Origin of the sequence: Micromonospora sp. WMMA1923, from assembly GCF_049179195.1 — a bacterium.
GTDB lineage: Bacteria > Actinomycetota > Actinomycetes > Mycobacteriales > Micromonosporaceae > Micromonospora > Micromonospora yangpuensis.
Map to the genome: position 1 here is coordinate 3,222,323 of NZ_JBMHLZ010000001.1, position 18,720 is coordinate 3,241,042.

18 protein-coding genes are annotated in these 18,720 nt (G+C 73.0%); 15 read left to right on the plus strand and 3 right to left on the minus strand.

Going from position 1 to position 18,720, the window contains the following annotated elements; genetic code table 11:
* The first annotated feature begins 46 nt into the window (after window positions 1-46).
* From ACN28G_RS14495 to ACN28G_RS14525, 7 genes are read left to right on the plus strand one after another with little or no spacing between them, the layout of a single operon-like run.
* Window positions 47-835 carry a glycosyltransferase family 2 protein gene (locus ACN28G_RS14495; protein ID WP_421479372.1) on the plus strand — a complete coding sequence of 263 codons (789 nt, stop codon included), beginning with the start codon at window positions 47-49 and terminating at the stop codon, window positions 833-835.
* The gene (locus ACN28G_RS14500; protein ID WP_421479373.1) at window positions 832-2,814 is read left to right on the plus strand and encodes a glycosyltransferase; all 1,983 of its coding nucleotides are present in this window, start codon (window positions 832-834) and stop codon (window positions 2,812-2,814) included. Before ACN28G_RS14495 ends, ACN28G_RS14500 begins: the two co-directional genes overlap by 4 nt.
* Complete coding sequence (locus ACN28G_RS14505; protein WP_421479374.1) at window positions 2,811-4,958, plus strand: hypothetical protein; 2,148 nt, start codon at window positions 2,811-2,813, stop codon at window positions 4,956-4,958. Before ACN28G_RS14500 ends, ACN28G_RS14505 begins: the two co-directional genes overlap by 4 nt.
* Window positions 4,955-5,173: a hypothetical protein gene (locus ACN28G_RS14510; RefSeq protein ID WP_421479375.1), complete on the plus strand. Its 219-nt coding sequence runs from the start codon at window positions 4,955-4,957 to the stop codon at window positions 5,171-5,173. Before ACN28G_RS14505 ends, ACN28G_RS14510 begins: the two co-directional genes overlap by 4 nt.
* The gene (locus ACN28G_RS14515; protein WP_421479376.1) at window positions 5,170-6,234 is read left to right on the plus strand and encodes a serine hydrolase domain-containing protein; all 1,065 of its coding nucleotides are present in this window, start codon (window positions 5,170-5,172) and stop codon (window positions 6,232-6,234) included. Before ACN28G_RS14510 ends, ACN28G_RS14515 begins: the two co-directional genes overlap by 4 nt.
* Window positions 6,224-7,210, plus strand: a complete 987-nt coding sequence (locus tag ACN28G_RS14520) for a glycosyltransferase family 2 protein (RefSeq protein ID WP_091440105.1) — start codon at window positions 6,224-6,226, stop codon at window positions 7,208-7,210. The genes ACN28G_RS14515 and ACN28G_RS14520 overlap by 11 nt, the downstream gene beginning before the upstream one ends.
* Window positions 7,207-8,079 carry a glycoside hydrolase family 16 protein gene (locus tag ACN28G_RS14525; RefSeq protein ID WP_175440583.1) on the plus strand — a complete coding sequence of 291 codons (873 nt, stop codon included), beginning with the start codon at window positions 7,207-7,209 and terminating at the stop codon, window positions 8,077-8,079. The genes ACN28G_RS14520 and ACN28G_RS14525 overlap by 4 nt, the downstream gene beginning before the upstream one ends.
* On the opposite strand, the gene ACN28G_RS14530 is transcribed toward ACN28G_RS14525, so the two are convergent.
* Window positions 8,037-9,170: a glycosyltransferase gene (locus ACN28G_RS14530; protein WP_421479377.1), complete on the minus strand. Its 1,134-nt coding sequence runs from the start codon at window positions 9,168-9,170 to the stop codon at window positions 8,037-8,039. The two genes, ACN28G_RS14525 and ACN28G_RS14530, sit on opposite strands and share 43 nt — an antisense overlap.
* Window positions 9,167-10,438, minus strand: coding sequence for a lipopolysaccharide biosynthesis protein (locus ACN28G_RS14535; protein WP_421479378.1), 1,272 nt, complete (start codon window positions 10,436-10,438; stop codon window positions 9,167-9,169). The genes ACN28G_RS14530 and ACN28G_RS14535 overlap by 4 nt, the downstream gene beginning before the upstream one ends.
* A 154-nt stretch (window positions 10,439-10,592) precedes the next feature.
* Here ACN28G_RS14535 and ACN28G_RS14540 point away from each other — a divergent pair, with 154 nt between their 5' ends.
* From ACN28G_RS14540 to ACN28G_RS14575, 8 genes are all read left to right on the plus strand, one after another.
* Window positions 10,593-11,612 carry an alpha/beta fold hydrolase gene (locus tag ACN28G_RS14540; protein WP_091440113.1) on the plus strand — a complete coding sequence of 340 codons (1,020 nt, stop codon included), beginning with the start codon at window positions 10,593-10,595 and terminating at the stop codon, window positions 11,610-11,612.
* Window positions 11,597-13,141 carry a long-chain-fatty-acid--CoA ligase gene (locus ACN28G_RS14545; protein WP_421479379.1) on the plus strand — a complete coding sequence of 515 codons (1,545 nt, stop codon included), beginning with the start codon at window positions 11,597-11,599 and terminating at the stop codon, window positions 13,139-13,141. The genes ACN28G_RS14540 and ACN28G_RS14545 overlap by 16 nt, the downstream gene beginning before the upstream one ends.
* Entirely contained in the window at window positions 13,138-14,154 is a 1,017-nt protein-coding gene (locus ACN28G_RS14550) for a WxL protein peptidoglycan domain-containing protein (protein ID WP_421479380.1), read from the plus strand. The genes ACN28G_RS14545 and ACN28G_RS14550 overlap by 4 nt, the downstream gene beginning before the upstream one ends.
* Window positions 14,151-14,798, plus strand: coding sequence for a copper resistance CopC family protein (locus tag ACN28G_RS14555; RefSeq protein ID WP_091440122.1), 648 nt, complete (start codon window positions 14,151-14,153; stop codon window positions 14,796-14,798). Before ACN28G_RS14550 ends, ACN28G_RS14555 begins: the two co-directional genes overlap by 4 nt.
* A gap of 5 nt (window positions 14,799-14,803) precedes the next feature.
* Window positions 14,804-15,325, plus strand: coding sequence for a copper chaperone PCu(A)C (locus ACN28G_RS14560; RefSeq protein ID WP_217628848.1), 522 nt, complete (start codon window positions 14,804-14,806; stop codon window positions 15,323-15,325).
* A complete protein-coding gene (locus ACN28G_RS14565; protein ID WP_091440129.1) occupies window positions 15,318-16,598 on the plus strand; it encodes a Dyp-type peroxidase in 1,281 nt (426 codons plus the stop codon). Before ACN28G_RS14560 ends, ACN28G_RS14565 begins: the two co-directional genes overlap by 8 nt.
* 164 nt (window positions 16,599-16,762) lie before the next feature.
* Window positions 16,763-17,140 carry a BlaI/MecI/CopY family transcriptional regulator gene (locus tag ACN28G_RS14570; protein ID WP_091440133.1) on the plus strand — a complete coding sequence of 126 codons (378 nt, stop codon included), beginning with the start codon at window positions 16,763-16,765 and terminating at the stop codon, window positions 17,138-17,140.
* A 3-nt stretch (window positions 17,141-17,143) separates the two neighbouring features.
* Entirely contained in the window at window positions 17,144-17,938 is a 795-nt protein-coding gene (locus ACN28G_RS14575) for a M56 family metallopeptidase (RefSeq protein WP_091440137.1), read from the plus strand.
* A gap of 108 nt (window positions 17,939-18,046) precedes the next feature.
* Here ACN28G_RS14575 and ACN28G_RS14580 read toward each other — a convergent pair whose 3' ends face one another.
* Entirely contained in the window at window positions 18,047-18,718 is a 672-nt protein-coding gene (locus ACN28G_RS14580; protein ID WP_421479381.1) for a hypothetical protein, read from the minus strand.
* Between the last annotated feature and the right edge of the window lie 2 nt (window positions 18,719-18,720).

Genomic DNA, 18,720 nt, shown 5'->3' on the forward strand with positions numbered 1-18,720 from the left:
GCCCGTGCGCGACGGTCCAAGAGACCCGCGTCGGCCAGGTGCGGACATGACCGCGGCGACACCCGGCACCCCCCGGGTCTCCGTGATCGTTCCCTCCCTCGACGAGGCCGACAACCTGGAGGAGGTCATCCCCGGGGTGCCCCCCGAGTACGAGCTCGTCGTGGTCGAGGGCGTCCGGTACCGGCGCACCAGCGAGCTGCTCCACCGCATCCGGCCGGACGCGACCGTCGTCGAACAGAACCGCTACGGCAAGGGCAACGCCCTGGCCTGCGGCTTCGCCGCCGCCACCGGCGACATCATCGTCATGTTCGACGCCGACGGCTCCGCCGACAGCGCCGAGATCCCCGCCTTCGTCGACGCGATCGTCCGGGGTGCGGACTTCGCCAAGGGCACCCGCTCCCGGGGCGGCGGCAGTGACGACATCACCGTCCTGCGTTCCCTGGGCAACTGGGGGCTGACCAGACTCACCAACCTGCTGTTCGGCACCCGCTACTCCGACCTGTGCTACGGCTTCAACGCCTTCCGCCGCGAGGTCCTGCCGGTGCTCGACCTCCCGTCACCCGGGTCGAGCCGTGGTCCGATGCGGTGGGGCGAGGGCTTCGAGGTCGAGACCCTGATCAACTGCCGGGTCGCGCGGGCGGGGATCGTCGTGGCCGAGATTCCCAGCCACGAGCGCCGCCGGGTCCACGGTGTCAGCAACCTCAACGCGTGGCGCGACGGCAAACGCGTCCTGCGTACCCTCCTACGGGAACGGCGACGGCCGCCCACCGGCCTTCCGCTCCGCACCCCCCAGCCGGAGCCCGAACCAGCCCTTCAGGAGCGACCCACCGGATGAACGTCCGCAATCCCGTCTCCCTCGGCGTCGTCGTCTGCACCTACACCCAGCGCAGGGAGACAGGGCTACGCCGGCTCGTCGACGCGGTCCGCGCCGAACTCGGCCCGGCCGACCGGCTGCACATCGTGGTCGACCACAACCCCACACTCGCCGCCCGGCTGAGCACGTGGGGCCGACCGGCACCCGGGGCCGTCACCGTCCTGGGCAACACCCACGCCCCCGGACTCTCCGGGGCCCGCAACACCGGCGTCGAGGCGGGCACCGAGGAGGTCCTGGTCTTCTTCGACGACGACGCCGTCCCCCGGCCGGGCTGGGCCACGGCCGTCCGGGAACGCTTCTCCCAGCCCGACACCGACATGGTGGGCGGGGCCGTGGACGCCGACTGGGCCGACCGCACCACGACGCCCCCGTGGTTCCCCCCCGAGTACGGCTGGGTCGTCGGATGCGACTACCCCGGTCTGCCCGACGACGGCGCCCGGATCCGCAACCCCATCGGGGCCTGCATGGCCGTCCGACGCCGAGTGTTCGACCAGGTCGGGCTCTTCACCGAGGGGATCGGCCGCCGCGGCGAGCACCCGGTCGGCTGCGAGGAGACCGAACTCGCCATCCGGTTCGCCGCCGCACGGCCAGAGGCCCGGATCGTGCGGGACACCCGACTGCGGGTGGACCACCTCGTGCCACCAGCACGGCAACGTCCGACGTACCTGGTGCGACGCTGCTTCCACGAGGGGCGGTCCAAGGCCCAACTGGTCCGGCTGGTCGGTCGCTCCGCCCTCTCGGCGGAGCGCGCCCACGTGGCCGGCAGCCTCACCCGGGGTTGGCGCCGCGACGCCCTCCGGTTCCTGCGCGGCGAGCGCGCAGCCGGCGCCCGGTTGGGCCTCAGCATGGCGGGCCTGGCCTGCGCCGGGCTGGGCTACCTGACGGGCTTCACCCCTCGCCGGGGCGGGTCGGCACCCCAGGTTCGCCCCGAAACTGGCGGCACCCCCGGCGGGCTACCCGCCGTCAGCATCGTGCTGTGCACCCTGGGCACCAGCCCGCACCTGCGCGACAGCGTCGAGGCCCTGACCGCCCAGGATCTTCCCGACATCGAGATCCTGGTCGTCGACAACGATCCCCGCTCCGGTGCGACCCGCCGGGTGCTCGCCGGGCTGCACGACGAGCGGCTCCGTATCGTCGAAGAACCCCGGCGTGGCCTGTCGCAGGCACGCAACCGGGGCGTGCGGGCCGCCCGCGCGCAGGTGGTCGCCTTCACCGACGACGACGCCATCGCCGCCCCCACCTGGGCACGGGTCCTGACCGGCGGCTTCGCCCCGCCGGACGACGACGTCGTCTGTGTCACCGGCCGGGTGCTGGCCGCCGCGACCGACACCGACCCGCAACGCTGGTTCGAAGCCGGCGCGGGCTTCGACAAGGGGGCACAGCCCCTGGTGTGGCGGCCCGGACACGAACCGGACCCGGGCGCGGACGCCGGCCCGCGCGGCCCGCTCTACCCCTACGCGGCCGGCGAGTTCGGATCGGGGAACAACATGGCGTTCCTGCGGTCGTTCCTGCTGCGCACCGGCGGGTTCGCCGCCACCCTCGGAGCGGGGGCACCGACCCGGGGCGGCGAGGACCTGGACATGTTCCGGCGGGTCGTGCTCGCCGGGCACGGCCTGCGGTACGAACCGACGGCCGTCGTCCATCACCACCACCGGCCCACCCTCACCGCGCTGCGCACCCAGATGTACGGGTACGGCACCGGGATGGCGGCGAGCGTCACCCGGTACGCGCTGTCCAGCCCGGTCGCGTTCACGCGGATCGTCCGCCGGCTGCCCACGGCCGCGGCGATGCTGCTCAGCCCGACCTCCAGGAAGAACATCCGCAAGGACCCCGGCTACCCCCGGGCGCTCGACCGCGCCGAACGCCTGGGTTACCTCACCGGCCCGGTGCTGTTCGTCGCCGCGGCGGCACGCGACGCCCTGGTGGGAGGGGGTCGGTGACCACGCAGGCCCTGCACCCGACGCCCACCACCATCGTCGACGAGACCCCGGACGGACGGGTCGAGCGCGGGGCGCTCGTGGCGACGGCGGCGCTGGCCCTGATCGTGCCGATCCTGGTCTGGTGGCGGATCCCGCTGCCCGGCCGGGAGGTCCTCGCGGTGCTGTTCGCGCTGACCAGTCCGGGTGTTCCCGTGGCGATCCTGCTGTTCGGCAGGAGTCGACCGATGTGGGTGGCGGCCGCGCCCGCGCTGTCGGTCGCCGCGATCGTGCTGATCACCCTCACCCAGACCCTGACCGTGACCTGGAGTCCATCGGTCGCGGCCTCGATGCTGGCGGTGGCGACCGCCGCGACGACGGTGCCCGCCTGGGGCGCCTGCCCGACCCCGCCCCTACCGTCGCGTACTCCCGTCGACCGGGCGGCGGTGGTGTTCGCGCTCCTGCGATGCTCGGCCCTGGCCGGCGCCACCGTGATGTGGATCTGGGCGGTGCGGGTCGTCGACCTCGACGCGGCGGGCGCCCTCGGCCTGATCCAGGCCCTGCCCTGGCAGTACGTCGTCGCCGTCCTGGTGGTCCTGGCCGTAGCCGCCGGCGCCCTGCACCGGGGACGGACGGCCACGCTGGCCGTCTGCGCGGTCCTCACGATCACCATGACCACCACCTTCGTCTCCTTCGCCGACGGCGGAGCCGTCGTGGGCACCGGGTACGTCCACGTGGGGTTCGCCGACGCCATTGCCCGCTCGGGGGTGCTACTCACCGCGACGGACGCCCGGTTCAGCTGGCCGGGCTTCTTCACGGCGGCCGCCGCGCTCACCGGCTGGGCCGGGCTCGACGACGCCGCCCCGCTACTGCTGGCCTACCCCGCCGTGCTCGGTAGCCTCTACATCGCCCCGGTGTACGTCATCGGGCTGGCCGTCACCCGCGACCGCAGGCTGGCCTGCGCCGGTGTGCTGCTCTTCGCCTGCGGCAACTGGGTCCAGCAGGACTACTTCTCCCCGCAGTCGGTGGCGCTGCTGTTCTTCCTGGTCGTCCTCGCCGTGCTCTTCTGGCAGACCTCCCACGCCCCGGTGCCCCGGGTGACCGGCGGTCCCCTGGCCCGGATGTGGGCGACGGTACGACGGACCCCCGGCCGACCCGTGGGGATGTCCGCGGGCAGGGTGGTGGCCATCGAGGTCACGCTGCTGGTGCTCACGACCGCCCTGGTGGTCACCCACCAACTCACCCCGGTCGCGCTGATCGTCGCACTGGCGCTGTTGGCGCTGACCGGCACGATCCGCTCGCGCACCCTGTGGTTCGCCGTCGGTGTGCTCTTCGCCGCCTGGTTCGCCTTCGGTGCCACCGACTGGTGGACGGGGCACCTGTCGGTCCTGATCAACGGGTTCGGGCAGGTCGAACAGGCGGTGAGCAGCGGAGTGACCGAGCGGGTCCGCGGTGACGGCTCCTACCAGGCCATGCAGCGGCTGAGAATCGGCTGGTCCGCGCTGTTCGCGCTGGCCGGATTCGTCGGCTGGCTGGCCAGCAGACGGCTGTTCCCGATGTCCGCCACCGCCGCCGTCGTCGCCGCGCCCGGGGTCCTCGTCGTCGCCCAGCCCTACGGCGGTGAGGTGGTGCTACGGGTGTTCCTCTACGCGCTGCCCCTGCTCGCCGTACTCGCCGCGGTCGCCCTCGGCGTACTGGTGCGGTCGAGGCGGTGGTGGGCCACCGCCGGGCTCGCCGTCGGACTCGGACTGGCGGGCCTGGGCCTGACCGCCGTACGCGGCGCGAACACCGCCTTCGAACGCAATCCCGCCGACGTGGTGGCGACCGCCTCCCGGGTCCTGGACTCGGCGCCGACCGGCAGCACCATCTGGCCGCTGTTCACCGACGGGACGCTGCGCGCGACACGGGTCGGTGAGGTCTGGCCGGTGGACATCACCGCCGGGGAGGGCACGGCATTCCAGCGGCTGCTACGTGCCGAACCGGACTACGTGGTCCTCACCCAGTCCCGGCAACGCTACGAGCACATCGTCAACGGGGCGCTGCCCACCTGGTTCGACACGGTCGCCAGGCAACTGGTCACCACCGGGCGCTACCGCGTGATCGAACGGTCCGACCACGTGACCGTGCTCGCGCGCACCGACCCGCCCACCGAGCGGAGGCCCCGATGAGCCCACTACAGATGGTGATCGGCCCGGTGGCCGGTGCAGCCGTTGCCACGGCGCTCGCCGTGTACGCCGGGTCGGTCCTGCTCCGGGAGCGGCGCGGCGCCCTGGCCCGGACGACCGACCTGGCGACCTCACGCCCGTACCTGACGGCGCTGTTCGTCGTCGTCGGGTTGGCCGGGCTGGTCCTGCTCACGTTGCGACTGGGGGTGATGTCGTGAGGCGCGCCCTGGTCACCGTCGTGGCGGTGCTGGTGACGATCGCGGTGGCCGCGGGTGGGGCCCTCGCCGGACGGTGGAAGCCGACCCTGTCGGAGCGACGCACCGGCGACGAGGCGTTGCTGGACCGGTCGGCCCGGCTGTTGACCGGCGTACGCCACTCGGCCTCGGTCTGCTACGTCACCGACGACCAGGTGCGCTACGCCCACTTCGGGTCCGACGAACGCCGCCGCTACGAGATCGCCTCCCTGACCAAGACCTTCACCGGGGAACTGCTGGCCGACTCGGTCGCCCGCGAGGAGGTACGCCTCGACACCCCCGTCGGTGACCTGCTGGACCTCGGCGAGGGACCCGTCGCCGACGTCACCCTGCAGGATCTGGCCACCCACCGCTCCGGGCTGGGTGAGTGGGGCGACGACGACCGGGACGACACCCTGCGCCGCTGGTGGGTGGAGGAGGTACGCGGCGACACCGTGCACGACGTCGACCTCGCCGAGGTGCTCGACCGTGCCCGGCGGGATCCGCTGGCCACCCGGGGCCGGTTCGCCTACTCCAACATCGGGATCGCCCTGCTCGGCCACGCCCTCGCGGCGGCGGCGGAGACCGACTACCCCACCCTGCTCCGGCAACGGCTGATCGAACCGCTCGGTCTGCGGGACACCGGGTTGGGATCCGCCGCGAACCACAACCGGCCACGCGGCTACACCGACCAGGGCAGACGCAGCCCACCGTGGAACCTCGGGGCCTACGCCCCCTCGGGATCCGGGATCTCCACGGTCGCCGACATGTGCCGCTACGCCCAGCGGCTGGTCACCGCGGACACCAGGGCTGCGGTGAAGGACGGCAGGCCGGTCGCCCGGCTGGAGGCCGACGACGCCGACGGCAACGGACTCGGCTGGTACATCCGGGCCGGCGAGGACGGGCCGATCGCCTGGAAGACCGGCCGCACCGGCGGGTTCTCCAGCATGATCGCCGTCGCCGGGGACCGGGCCGTGGTCGTGCTGACCGACACCGCGAGCCCCGTCGACGACCTCGTCTGGGACCTGGTCAACCGTGCCCCCTGAACCGTCGGTGACCGTCGTGGTGCCGGTCCGCGACGCCCGGGCCTACCTGCCCGCCGCGCTGCCCCGGCTGGCCGCGCTCCAGGGGGCACCGGAGATCGTCGTCGTCGACGACGGTTCGACCGACGGCGGCACGGAGCTGCTCGCCGAGTTCTGCCGGGACCGGCCCGACCGGCGGCTGGTCCGCATCGCCGAGCCGGTCGGGGCGGCGGCGGCCCGGGACAAAGGCGTCGAGTACGCCAGGGGACGCTACGTCTGGTTCTGCGACGTCGACGACGAGTGGGCACCCGATCTGGTGACCCGGCTGCTGGGCGTCGCCGAGGAGACCGGCGCGGACATCGTGTGCTGCCGCGCCGAACGGGTCGAGGCCGACGGGCGCACCTGGTTGATGGAGGGGTTCCCCACCCCCCGGGTCGTCGACCGGGAGGGCTTCGCCCCGCTGGTGCTGACCGGGACGCTGCGCGGGTACCTGTGGAACAAGCTGTTCCGCGCGACCGTGCTGCGGCCGACCACCCGCAGACGCCTCACCTCCCAGGACGACTTCCTCGTCGTCCTCGACGCACTGGAGCACGCCGAGCGGGTCGCGTTCGTCCCCGAGGCCCTGTACCGCTACCGGGAGCGCCCCGGGTCGGTCAGCACCGGCGACGCCCTACGGCTGGAGAACACGGCGTACTGCTGCGAGGTGGCGTTGTCCCGGTTCGGCCCCCGGCTTCCCGGACGGGAGCGGGCGTCGGCGGAGTCCTACTTCCGGCTCTGGTTCCACGCGGTTCCGTGCGTCACGACGCCCGTGCACCAGGGCTGGGATCCCCGGGTTGCCGCCGAGGTCCGCCGCCGGTTGCGTCGTCACCTCCGGTGGCGTGCCGTGGTCACCGCGGTGCGCCGTGGCCGCCCGGGACTGGCCGCGCACGCACTGCTGATCAAGATCACCGGGCCGCTGTTCCCGCCGCTGTACCGCCTCGCCAGACGGGTCGTGTCGTGACCGCCGGTGGGTCCGACCGGATCGGCGCGGCGGCGACGGCCGCCGTGGTCGGCCTGACCCTGCTGTACGGTCCCGACCCGTCGCGGGCCGCGCTGCCGGCCGACTGCGGACGGGTCGGCGGGGACTGGCCGGTGGTGTTCGCCGACGACTTCGACGGCCCCGCGTTGGGTCCGAACTGGTCCGTGTACACCGGTCAGCCAAGCTCCGACCCGCGCACCCGCTGGCACCGTGACCAGGTCGCGGTACGCGACGGTGCGCTGGTGCTGTCCGGGCGGCCCCGGCTGGACGAGCCGGGGCGCTGGCACACCGGCGGGGTGTCGAACTGGCGGCAGGCACGCACCTACGGCCGCTGGGACATCCGGTTCCGCGCCCCGGCCAGTCCCGTGCTCAGCTACCACTTCCTGCTGTGGCCCTCGTCGGAACGCTGGCCGCCGGAGATCGACATCGCCGAGGGGTTCACCGCGACCCGGCAGCGCGCCGAGGCGTTCGTGCACTGGCGGGACCCGCAGGACGGCGGGCGGCGCAAGACCCAGTTCACCGCCGTGGCCGACTACACCCGGTGGCACACCGTGTCCGTGCTGTGGACCCCCGAGGTGGTGTGCTGGAGCCTCGACGGCACCCCCTTCGGTGCGGTGACCGGCGACGCGGTTCCGCACGAGCCGATGTGGCTGGCCCTGCAGACCGAGACCCAGGTGGGCGGCACGGCCACCGAGGGCGACCACCGGGTCGAGATCGACCAGGTACGGATCAGCGCCCCCTCCCCCACGGATCCGCCGCCACCGACGACCCCCGGGCCGGAACCGGCTCCGGCCGCCCGGCGCCCCGGTCAGCCCTCCCCCGCCGCCGACCCGCCGACCAACCGGTCGTAGAGACCCTCGAGGGCGGCGGTGCGCTCGCGGATGTCGAAAGCCGTGACGGCCCGCGCGCGGCCCGCCGCGCCGAGGCGCTCCGCGAGGGCCGGATCGGACAGCAGCCGCCGCAGCGCCTCGGTCAGCGCGGGCAGCTCCCCCTCGGGGGCGAGCAGGCCGGTCACCCCGTCGACGACGGCTTCCGGAACACCCCCGTGCCGGTAGGACACCACGGGCAGCCCGGCGGCGGCGGCCTCGAGGAAGACCATGCCGAAGCCCTCGGCGTCGCCGTCGGGGGCGGTGCGGGAGGGCCCGAGGAACACCCGGGCGCGGCCCAGGTACCGGCGGACCTCCGCCGGGGGGAGCGCGCCGGGGAATACGGCGTCCAGGCCACGGGCTGCCGCCTCGGCCACGGCAGCGGCGCGCAGCGGGCCGTCGCCGATGAAGACGCAGCGGGGTGCCACCCCCGCCGGGAGGGCGGCGACGGCGGCGATCGCGTCCGCGACGCCCTTCTTGGCCACGAACCGGCCGACGAAGACCACGTCCCACTCGGTCGGGGCCGGTTCCGGCGGCTCGGGCAGCCGGATGCCGATCGGCAGCACGACCGTGCGGGCCGGATCGGCGCCCTGCGCCAGGACCCGGTCCCGGATGAACTCCGAGACCGCTACCACCGCGTCCGCCCGGCCCAGGACCGCCCGCAGACGGCGGCGGGCCCGTCTGCCGCGCCGGCCGGGGGCGGCGGGCAGGGCGGTCACGTCGTAGCCGTGGACGGTGACGACCAGCGGTACCCCGAGCCGACGTACCGCCCGCAGCACCAGCCACGCGTCCTTGCCGAAGTGGGCGTGCACCAGGTCGGGGCGGGTCCTGGCCAGCTCGGCGGTAATCCGCCCCGACCGGCCGGTCAGGTCAGCCAGCGCCAGCCGGACCCGGTCGCCGAACCCCCGTCCGAACACCGCCGTGTCGTCGGCGCGTGACAGCGGCGAGGGGACCCGGAGGCTGCCCAGCAGGGTGGGGGTCCACCGGCGCAGGGCGTCGGCCTGGTCGCGGACGAAGGTTTCCGATCCGGGCAGCAGCTCCAGCCGCCACACGGTCACCCGCCGTCGGGTACTCACCGCCGCTCCCGCAGGGTCACCCGCAGCAGCGCGACCAGCGGGGGTATGGCGGCGGCCAGGACCAGCAGGTCGTGCACGAGGTAGGCCCAGGCCACTGCCATGATCCCCATCGGTTCCAACCAGCGGGCGACCAGAACCACCAGGACGACCGACCCCACCGCCTGCACCACCATCGGGTAGCCGATCCGACGGTGCACCCGCGCCAGGGCCCCGTAGAGGTGGCCGGGCCCCGACAGCAGGTGCACCACCCCCATCACGACCAGCAGGGGTGTCCCCGCCTCGGCGTACTCGGTGCCGTAGAACATCAACGCGACCGGGCCGGCCACCGCGACGCCGAGACCGCGCAGGAGGCAGACCAGGGCCAGGACCCGGATGAACGAGCGGGTCAACCCCGGCAGGTCGGCTCCCGGGCGGGCGGCCGCACTGACGTACGGGCCGGCGATCAGGGAGGTGACCAGCAGGGAGGCGGTGACCACCGTCCAGCCGATGTTGTAGTAGGCGGCCTGGTCGACCCCGGCGATGGAGAGCACGAGCACCGGCACCACCAGACCGGGTACGGCCTGGGCGATCATCCACCCGAAGGAGACCCCGGCGTAGCCCGCCAACTCCCGCGCGGCTGGCAGGGTGTGCGATTCCTGCCGGCCGCCTCGCCGCAGCACCGTCAGCAGCAGCACCTCGATGACCACGACGGCGACGGCGGCGGGCACGATCCACCCGAGCACGATGGTGAATCCGGTGCCCGCGCAGGAGACCAGCACGATCGCGACGAGTTTGGCCACCGCGTGCGCGGTGTTCTTCAGCGCGGCCCACCGCGCCCGGTGGGCGCCGATGAGGACGGCGTCCAGCAGGGAGAAGGCGGCCAGGACCACGACCGCCGCGACGAACGCCAGCGCCTGCGCCCTGCTGGTGACCAGTCCGTCGGCCGAGGTGACGGCGAGGAAGACGGTGCCGAGCACCACCGAGAGGACGGCGGAGAGCACCAGGCCGGCCCCGACCAGCCGCGCCCGCAGGGCACCCGCGGCGGGCAGGAAGCGTTCGTAGAGCGGGCCGAGGCTGAGATTGGCCACGCCGGCCAGGACGGTGGCGGCGTTGACCGCCGTGGTGGCCTGCCCGACCGCCTCCACCGGGTACAGCCGGGTCGCCGCGACCCAGAACACCAGCCCGAGTGCGGAGGTCGCCGCGCTGGACAGGACCAGGCTGGTGGAGTCGCCACGCAGCCGCGCGCCCGCCTGGCGGCGGGCGGCGGTCGAGGCCAACCTCAATTTCATCTACATACTGTAGAGTTCCGCCCGTGGACGCCCTCTCACCACTCCCCTGGGCAGCGCCTGCGACCGATCTCCCGGCACGCTACGGGAACCGCGACGGCACCCCGGCCCCGCCCCGACAGGAACCCCCCGGCCCCGCGCACCAGGAGGCCCCGGCGTGAACCCGGACGAGGTCACCCCACCCCGCACCGCCATGGAACAGGAGGTCGCCCAGGTCTGGTCCGAGGTCCTCGGCCTCGAACCGATCGGCCGCGACGACCGCTTCGCCGACCTCGGCGGGACCTCCCTGGCGGCCGAGAAGGTACTCGCCCACCTCCACGCCCGGCTCGCCGTCCCGACCGACGCCGAACTGCTGGCCGGCGGCCCCACCCTCGCCGACCTCGCCGGACGCATCGACGAACGGCGCAGGGCCCACTTCCGCTCCGGCGCCGCGACCTGCGTGCGCCTCTCCGACCCCACCGACCCGGTCGCCCCGCCGGTCTTCTGCTTCGCCGGGGCGGGTGCCACCGGGGTCGCCTTCCTCGACCTCGCCTCGGCCCTGGGCCCCCGACGGCCGGTCTACGCCCTGCAGGCCCACGGCTACACCGCCCGTGCCCTGCCCTCCTTCACGGTCCGCGGCCACGCCCGCCGCCACCTGCGCGACGTGCTGCGCCACCAGCCCGAAGGCCCGTACTACCTGGTCGGCCACTCCTTCGGCGGACACATCGCCCTGGCCGTGGCGGACCTGCTGGCCGGAAAGGGCCACCAGGTGGCCGCCGTGGTCCTGCTGGACACCGTGCTGAAGGAGACCCCCCACAGCTCCGTGGCCGACTTCCGCACCGGCGGTGCCGCCGCCCCACCGCCGCTACCGGAACGGCTCCGTACCCACCTGCGGGTACTCACCGCTGGCGTCGTCCAGTACGACGCCCCCACCCAGCAGGCGGCCTTCTGGGAACGCGACGTCCGCGCCCAGAACCGCCACCGGGTCGGTGCCGTCCCCGCCAACGCCGTGGTGCTCGTCACCGACCAGAACAAGGACCAGGAAACCCTCTGGAACCAGGTGCCCGGAGTGCGGATCCGGCGGGTCGCCGGGGACCACTACGCCGTACTCAGCGCTCCCGACCCACTTCGCGCGATCGTCCAGGAACTCACCCCGGGGGTCCGACCGACCAATTCTGAGCCATGGGAAAAACAGTGATCCACCATCCGCACCTGACCACCATGACCGAGACCATCGCCTTTCACAGCGAGCGGCACCCCGACCACACTGCGGTGCTGACCAGCTCCGGTCAACGATCCACCTACCGGGATCTGCACCAGGCCAGCGACGCCGTCGCCGCCGGCCTCGCCGCGCTGGGGGTCACCGCCGGTGACCGGGTGGCGTACCTGGGCCGGGAGGGCCCCGCCTACTGGGAGGTGCTCTTCGCCGCCGCCAGGACCGGCGCCGTCCTCGTCCCGGTGAACTGGAAGCTCACCGCCACCGAGGTGGGACACATCCTGGCCGACTGCGACGCCCGGGTCGTCTTCCTCGACGGTGACCACCCCCTGCGGGGTACGACCAGCCGGCACGAGGTGGTCACCGACGGCGACTACCCGCGCTGGCGGGACACGCCCCGCCCGCCGGCACCCCGGCACGAGGCCACCCCGCAGACCCCCCTGGCCCAGCTCTACACCAGCGGCACGACCGGACTGCCCAAGGGCGTCGTCCTGCCGCACCACAGCTTCTTCGCCATCCGCGACGCCCTGGCAGCCGCCGAACTCGACTGGATCGACTGGCGCGACGGGGACGTGGCCCTCATCGGCATCCCCGGCTTCCACATCGGCGGACTCTGGTACGCGACCCAGGCCTTCCACGCCGGCGCCACCGTCTACAGCATGCCGACCTTCGACCCGGCGACCGTCCGCCGCGCGGTCTCCCAGGACGGCGTCACCGTCGCCATCTTCGTACCCGCCATGATGCGCTCCATCCTCGCCAGCGGCGCCGACGCCGCCGAGTTCGCCGGCCTCCGCAAGGTCGTCTACGGCGGCGCGCCGATCTCCGAGGCGCTGCTGGAGGAGTCCGCCCGGGTCTTCGACTGCGACTTCGCCCAGATCTACGGGCTCACCGAGACCGGCAACACCGCGATCTGCCTGCCCCCGGAGCAACACGTCCCGGGCTCCGTCCGGCTGCGGGCAGCGGGCCGACCGTACCCGGGGGTGCAGGTCCGCATCGTCGAAGACGGCGCGGAGGTACCCCAGGGCGGGACCGGCGAGGTCCACCTGCGGACCCCGGCGGCCATGCTGGAGTACTGGAACCTGCCGGAGGCGACCGCCGCCACCCTGGTCGACGGCTGGGTTCGCACCGGCGACGCCGGCTACCTCGACGACGAGGGCTACCTGTACATCCAGGACCGGGTGAAGGACATGATCCTGGTCGGCGGGGAGAACGTCTTCCCCGCCGAGATCGAGAACGCCCTCGCGGCCCACCCGGCGATCGCCGATGTCGCCGTCGTCGGTATCCCCGACGACCACACCGGCGAGGCCGTCCTCGCCCACGTCGTCTTCCGGCCCGACCAGCAGGCCAGCACCCGCCAGTTGATGCTGTTCCTGCGCGGCCGGATCGCCGACTTCAAACTGCCCAGCCGGTACCAGGTCCTCGACGCCGTGCCCCGTAACCCCAGCGGCAAGATCCTCCGCCGGGAACTGCGCGAACCCCACTGGCGCGGGCACCAGAGGCGGGTCAATTGACCCCGCACCGCAGAACCTCCGTCGTCACCGGCGGGGCGGCCCTCGCCGTCGCGGCCTGCCTGGTCGCGCCCCCCGCAGCCGCAGCGGCTCCCCCACCCGCCACCTCCGAGGCGACCTGGACCCTACGGGCGCCGCAGGACGCCCCCCGCCTCGGCGACCTCGTGCTGGTCGCCAACGACCCCGGCGGACGCGCCACCGTCAGACTGACCCTGGACAACGAGGGTCGCCGGGCCGTCACCGTCGCGGTGGCGGCGGCAGCGGTCACCAGCGACGGGGGGACCCTCGAGTACGCCGAGCCCGACAGCGTCCGTGACCCCGCGACCTGGGTCGGCGTTCCCCCGGCACGACGCACGGTCACCGTCGCCGCCGGCAAGTCCCGCACCTTCACCGTGACCATCCGCACCCCCACGGCGACCACCGCAGGCGACTACGCCGCCGCGGTGACCGCCGTCGCCCGGGACACCGAGGAACACCGGGCGGTCCCGCTGCTGGTACGGGTGCCAGGCAGCCGACCCTCCGGCCTGACCCTGCAGGACACCGAACGACCCCGCACCGCCAACGCCGCGACCTGGCCGCTGACCGGTGCGGACCAACCCGTCCGGTACCGGGTGGTCAACACCGGGAAGACCGTCGTGGCGGGTCAGCTCAGCGTGGGACTGGCCACCGTCTTCGACCGGTTCGCCGTCCTCGACGACCTCGGCGAGGTCGTCCTCCTGCCCGGCGACAGCGTCACCGGTGCGACGACCGGACGGGTTCCCGCCTCCGGGCCGGTCACCGTCGAGGCACGGGTCCGGGTCGCCTACACCGTCCCCGACGGCAGCGAGCGGACCTACCTGGTGCGGGCCGCCGGCCCGAGCGTGTTCGCCTTCCCGTGGGGCCTTCTCGCCGGGGCCCTGACCCTCGTCGCGGCGTCGACCGTGGCCTGGGCGGTGGCGCGACGACGCCGGATCCGGACCACGACCGGAGCGCCCCAGCTGCCGACCCACCGACACCGAGCGGAGCAGAACCGATGACACCACCACACCCCGCACGCCGGCCGGTCGCGGCGCTGGCCGCCCTCGGCGTGGCGCTGTCGACCATCCTCCTGGTCACCGGCTCACCCGCGCACGCCCACGCCCAGGTGATCGCGCAGAGCCCCAAAGCCAACGCCAACCTCGCGGAGGCACCGGAAAAGGTCTCCCTGACCTTCTCCGCGAAGCCGCTGGGCCTCGGCGCCGTCGTGACTGTCGTCGACCCGACCGGACGGAGCTGGGCGGCGGGCGAGCCCACGATGACCGGGGCCACCGTCGAACAACCCCTGGCGGGGCCCCTGACCGACGGCAACTACCAGGTGCGCTGGCGGATCGTCTCCGGCGACGGGCACCCGATCAGCCAGAGCTTCCTGTTCTCCGTCGGCGACGTGTCCAACGCACCCGCCTTCCCCAAGCCCTCGCCCGGCGCGGCGGGGGCCACCACCGGACCGGACAACGACAACCAGGGCGAGTTCGCGCTCACCGGTGCCGCCGACACCCCGACATCCGCCCAGGCGGCGGTGCCCCGGGTGGCGCTGTTCGCCGTCGCGGGCGCCGTGGTGGGCCTGCTCCTGTTCACCGTCGGCAGTTTCACCGCGAACCGCCCCCGGCGGCTGCGGCCCCAATCGGAAGGGACGACACCATGATCCGGATGCGCGCCAGGATGGCCGCCGCAGTACTTGCTCTGGGACTACTCGGTGCCGCCGGCTGCTCCCAGGAGGCGGGCACCACCACGCCGACCAGCAGCGAGGGCTCCCGAGCCGCCACCGAACAGGCGGCCGCAGTCAAGATCAACGACGGTTGGGTGAAGGCCGCCGACAAGGGCATGACCGCAGCCTTCGGTGTCCTGGTCAACAGCAGCGGGAAGGAGGTCCGGATCGTCTCGTCCACCTCGAACGCCTCGCCGGTCATGGAACTGCACGAGACCATCGAGAACGCCGACGGCGAGATGGTCATGCAGGAGAAGGAGAGCGGCTTCGTCATCCCGGCCAACTCCCAGTACGTGCTCCAGCCCGGTGCCAACCACCTGATGCTCATGGATGTCGTCCAGCCCATCAAGGCCGGCGACACGGTCAAGCTCGCCCTGGAGTTCGAGGACGGCTCCGCCTACGAGTTCGACGCACCGGTCAAGGACTACACGGGCGCCAACGAAAGGTACGTCGACGATGAGTGAGACCCCCGCCGCCGACCCCACCCCCGAGTCGCCTCCGCAGAAGGTCGAGGAGCGCAGCCGTCGGGCGGTACTCCTCGGCGGGGTGGCCGCCGCCGGAATCGGCGCGGCGAGCGCAGTCGGCCTGGAGTCGTTCGTCAGCGGACGGGAGGCCCAGGCCCGCGACGCCGCCCGGGGCGAGGCCGACACCGCCAACGGCCTGCGGAAGGTGCCCTTCCACGGCGAACACCAGGCCGGGGTGGAGATGCTGCCCCAGGCCCACCAGAGCCTGGTCTCCCTGGCCCTGCGTCCGGAGGCGGACCGCGACACCATCCGCCGGCTGCTCGTCACCCTCACCGACGACGCCGCACGCCTCACGGCCGGTAACTACGCCCTCGCCGACTCCGAACCGGAACTGGCTCTCGTGCCCGCCCGACTGACGATCACCTTCGGGTTCGGGCGGGGCCTGGTCGACCGGGTCGCCCCCGGCGCGGCACCCACCTGGCTCACCGACCTGCCCCCCTTCGGAGTGGATCGGTTGCAGGACCGCTGGAACGGCGGCGACCTGGTACTCCAGATCGCCGCCGACGACCCCCTCACCGTCGCCCACGCCCAACGCATGCTGCTCAAGGACAGCCGCACCGCCACCACCGTGAAGTGGATCCAGACCGGGTTCCTGCGCGCCTATGGGTCCGAGCGGGCCGGCCGCACCCCCCGCAACCTGCTCGGGCAGGTGGACGGCACCAAGAACGTGACCCCCGGTACCCCGGACTACACGAACGTGGTGTGGCAGGGCTCCACCACCAACCCCGACTGGCTCGCCGGCGGTACCGGCTTCGTCGTGCGGCGCATCGAGATGCTGCTGGACAAGTGGGACCGGCTCGACCGCAGCGGACGGGAACTGTCGGTGGGCAGGCGGATGGACTCCGGGGCACCGCTGACCGGGAAGCGCGAGGACGACGAACCGGACTTCTCGGCCACCACCCCGCTCGGCTTCCCCGTCATCGCCGAGTTCGCCCACATCCGGCGGGCCCGCACCGACGACCCCCGCCAGCGCATCTTCCGCCGGGCCTACAACTACGACCTGACTCCCGAGGGGGACCAGGTCTCCAACTCCGGGATGATCTTCACCAGTTTCCAGCACGACGTGACCGCCCAGTTCCTGCCGATCCAGCGGCGCATCGACGAGGTCGACCTGCTCAACGAGTGGGTGGTGCCGATCGGCTCCGCGGTGTTCGCGATCCCGCCCGGGTGCGCGGAGGGCGGATTCATCGGCGAGACCCTGTTCGCGGGATGACCCGGTCCCACCCGCTCTCCCCCGCCGCACCGCCGGTGCCCCTCGTGAGGGGCACCGGCGCACCGCTGGTGACTGCCTTCGACCGGTTCCTCGGAACACCCCTTCGACGGACACTCCACTCAGACCAATCGACGAGGCGAACCCACCCGGGGTATGTTGGACCCGTGCGGGGTATTCGGACGCGTGCTCCTGGCCAACTCGAAGCCGAGGTGCTGCGCGTCCTGAGAGAGCACGCCGAGGCGATGAACGCCAAGGAGATCCAGGAAGTCGTCACCGGCCGTACCCCCGCCTACACCACCCTGTTGACCGCCCTGGACCGGCTGCACAAGAAGGGTCAGGTCGAACGGGTCGGCGAATCCCCGCGCAAGATGCGGTTCCGCCCGGTGCTCTCCGGTGAGGAGCACGCCAGCACCACCATGCTGTCGGCGCTGGACGACGCTACCGACCGGCACGCCGCGCTACTGAGATTCGCCGGCAACCTCAACCCCGACGACCTGGCCATGCTCCGCCGCGCGATCAGCCCCGACACCGCCACCAGGTAGGTCGTGTTCGCCGCCGCTGTCTGCCTGCTCGTCGCGGTGACCTCGGCGGCGGCCGCCCCCGTCGTCCTGCGGACGGGAACCTGGCAGGTCAGGTCCCCAAAAACCGCACTCACGGTGTGGCTGACGATGCTCCTCGTCGGTGCCGGGTCGGCCGCCTTCGCGCTGGCCGACCTCGTCCGGATCACCGCCTCCCCCCACCCGGTCCTGGGCACCGGTCTCGCGGCACACCTGGTGGCCTGGACCGCCCTGGCCCTGCTGGCCACAACCGCGCTGCTCGTCGGAGTCCATGCCACCACCCTCGCCGCACGCCATCAGGACGAGGTCGCGGACAACGCACCGGACGTGATCCGCCGAGAGAAGCGCGGGAAAATCACCATCGTCGAATTCCGATCCGACACCCTCACCGCCTACGCGGCACCCGGCCGTGACCCGAGGATCCTGTACTCCTGCGCCCTGGAGGCGGTGCTGACGGCCGACCAGATGCAGGCCGTCCTGGCCCACGAGTACGCACACCTGCGGTATCGCCACGACTGGCTGGTACGCATCGCGGACCTCAACGCCCTGCTCCTGCCGCGCTCGTGGGCAGCGGGGATGTCGATGCGCCGCGCCGTGGGCCTGCTCGTGGAGTTGGTCGCCGACGACACCGCAGCCAAACAGGCGGGTGCCGCGCACCTCGCCGATGCCCTCGTCCGCATCGGCGAACCCGGGATGCAGTTACGGGCAGAACGCCTCGGCCTACGCCCGTGGCCGCCGAGCCGACCCCACCGGCTGCCAGCAGCCATCCGTCTTCCTGGTTGATCCGAGCGCCCCGAGCCGGTGCAGACCGGGGCACCGAAACCCGAGCCAGGGCACACTCCCACAGCTGCTGCCTCCCCGAGAGGTTGCAGGTGTACCTGGAGGACAGGATCAACCGGCGGCGTGTTCGGTGCCGAGGTGGCGCAACTCCACGACCTGGGCGTCGAATGGGATGTCCCCGGTGTTGCGGATGGTGTGGGTCTCGCCGGGGCACAGGTAGTGCACACCATCCCGGGAGTCGGTGTCGGTACCCCCGGCCAGGTTCACCAGGACCACGGGGACCGCCCCGGCCCGCCAGACCTGCGCGGTGGCCGGTGGGACGGTGAACCGGCGTACGCGTACCTCCTCGGTGTCCAGCGCGGTGATCAGGGCGGGCACCTCGGGGGTCGTCCCGGGCAGGGGGGTGGGGTCACCGGGGGTGAACGGCTCCCCCGAGGCCTCCTCCCCCAGGTCGAGGAGTTCGATGATGCGGTTTCGGTACGGGCTGTCGCCCTGGTTGGTGAGCATGTGTACCGGGGAGACCGGCCGGTAGATCGCCCCGCCGACCTCTTCCTGCAGATGTCGGGAGGGGCTGCCGTCGAGCCAGTCCATCCGGCAGGCCGAGGTGTCGAGGCAGAGCACGACGTACGGGTTGTGGTGCAGGTGCCAGGGTTGGCTCTCCCCCGGTGCGAGGGCCACCTCCCAGACCCGTACCCGGGTGTTGACCAGGAGGACCCGCTGGCCGATCTCGCCGAGGACGACCTCGGTGTGGTCGGGGGTGTGGACGACGGTGCCTGCGGTCATGG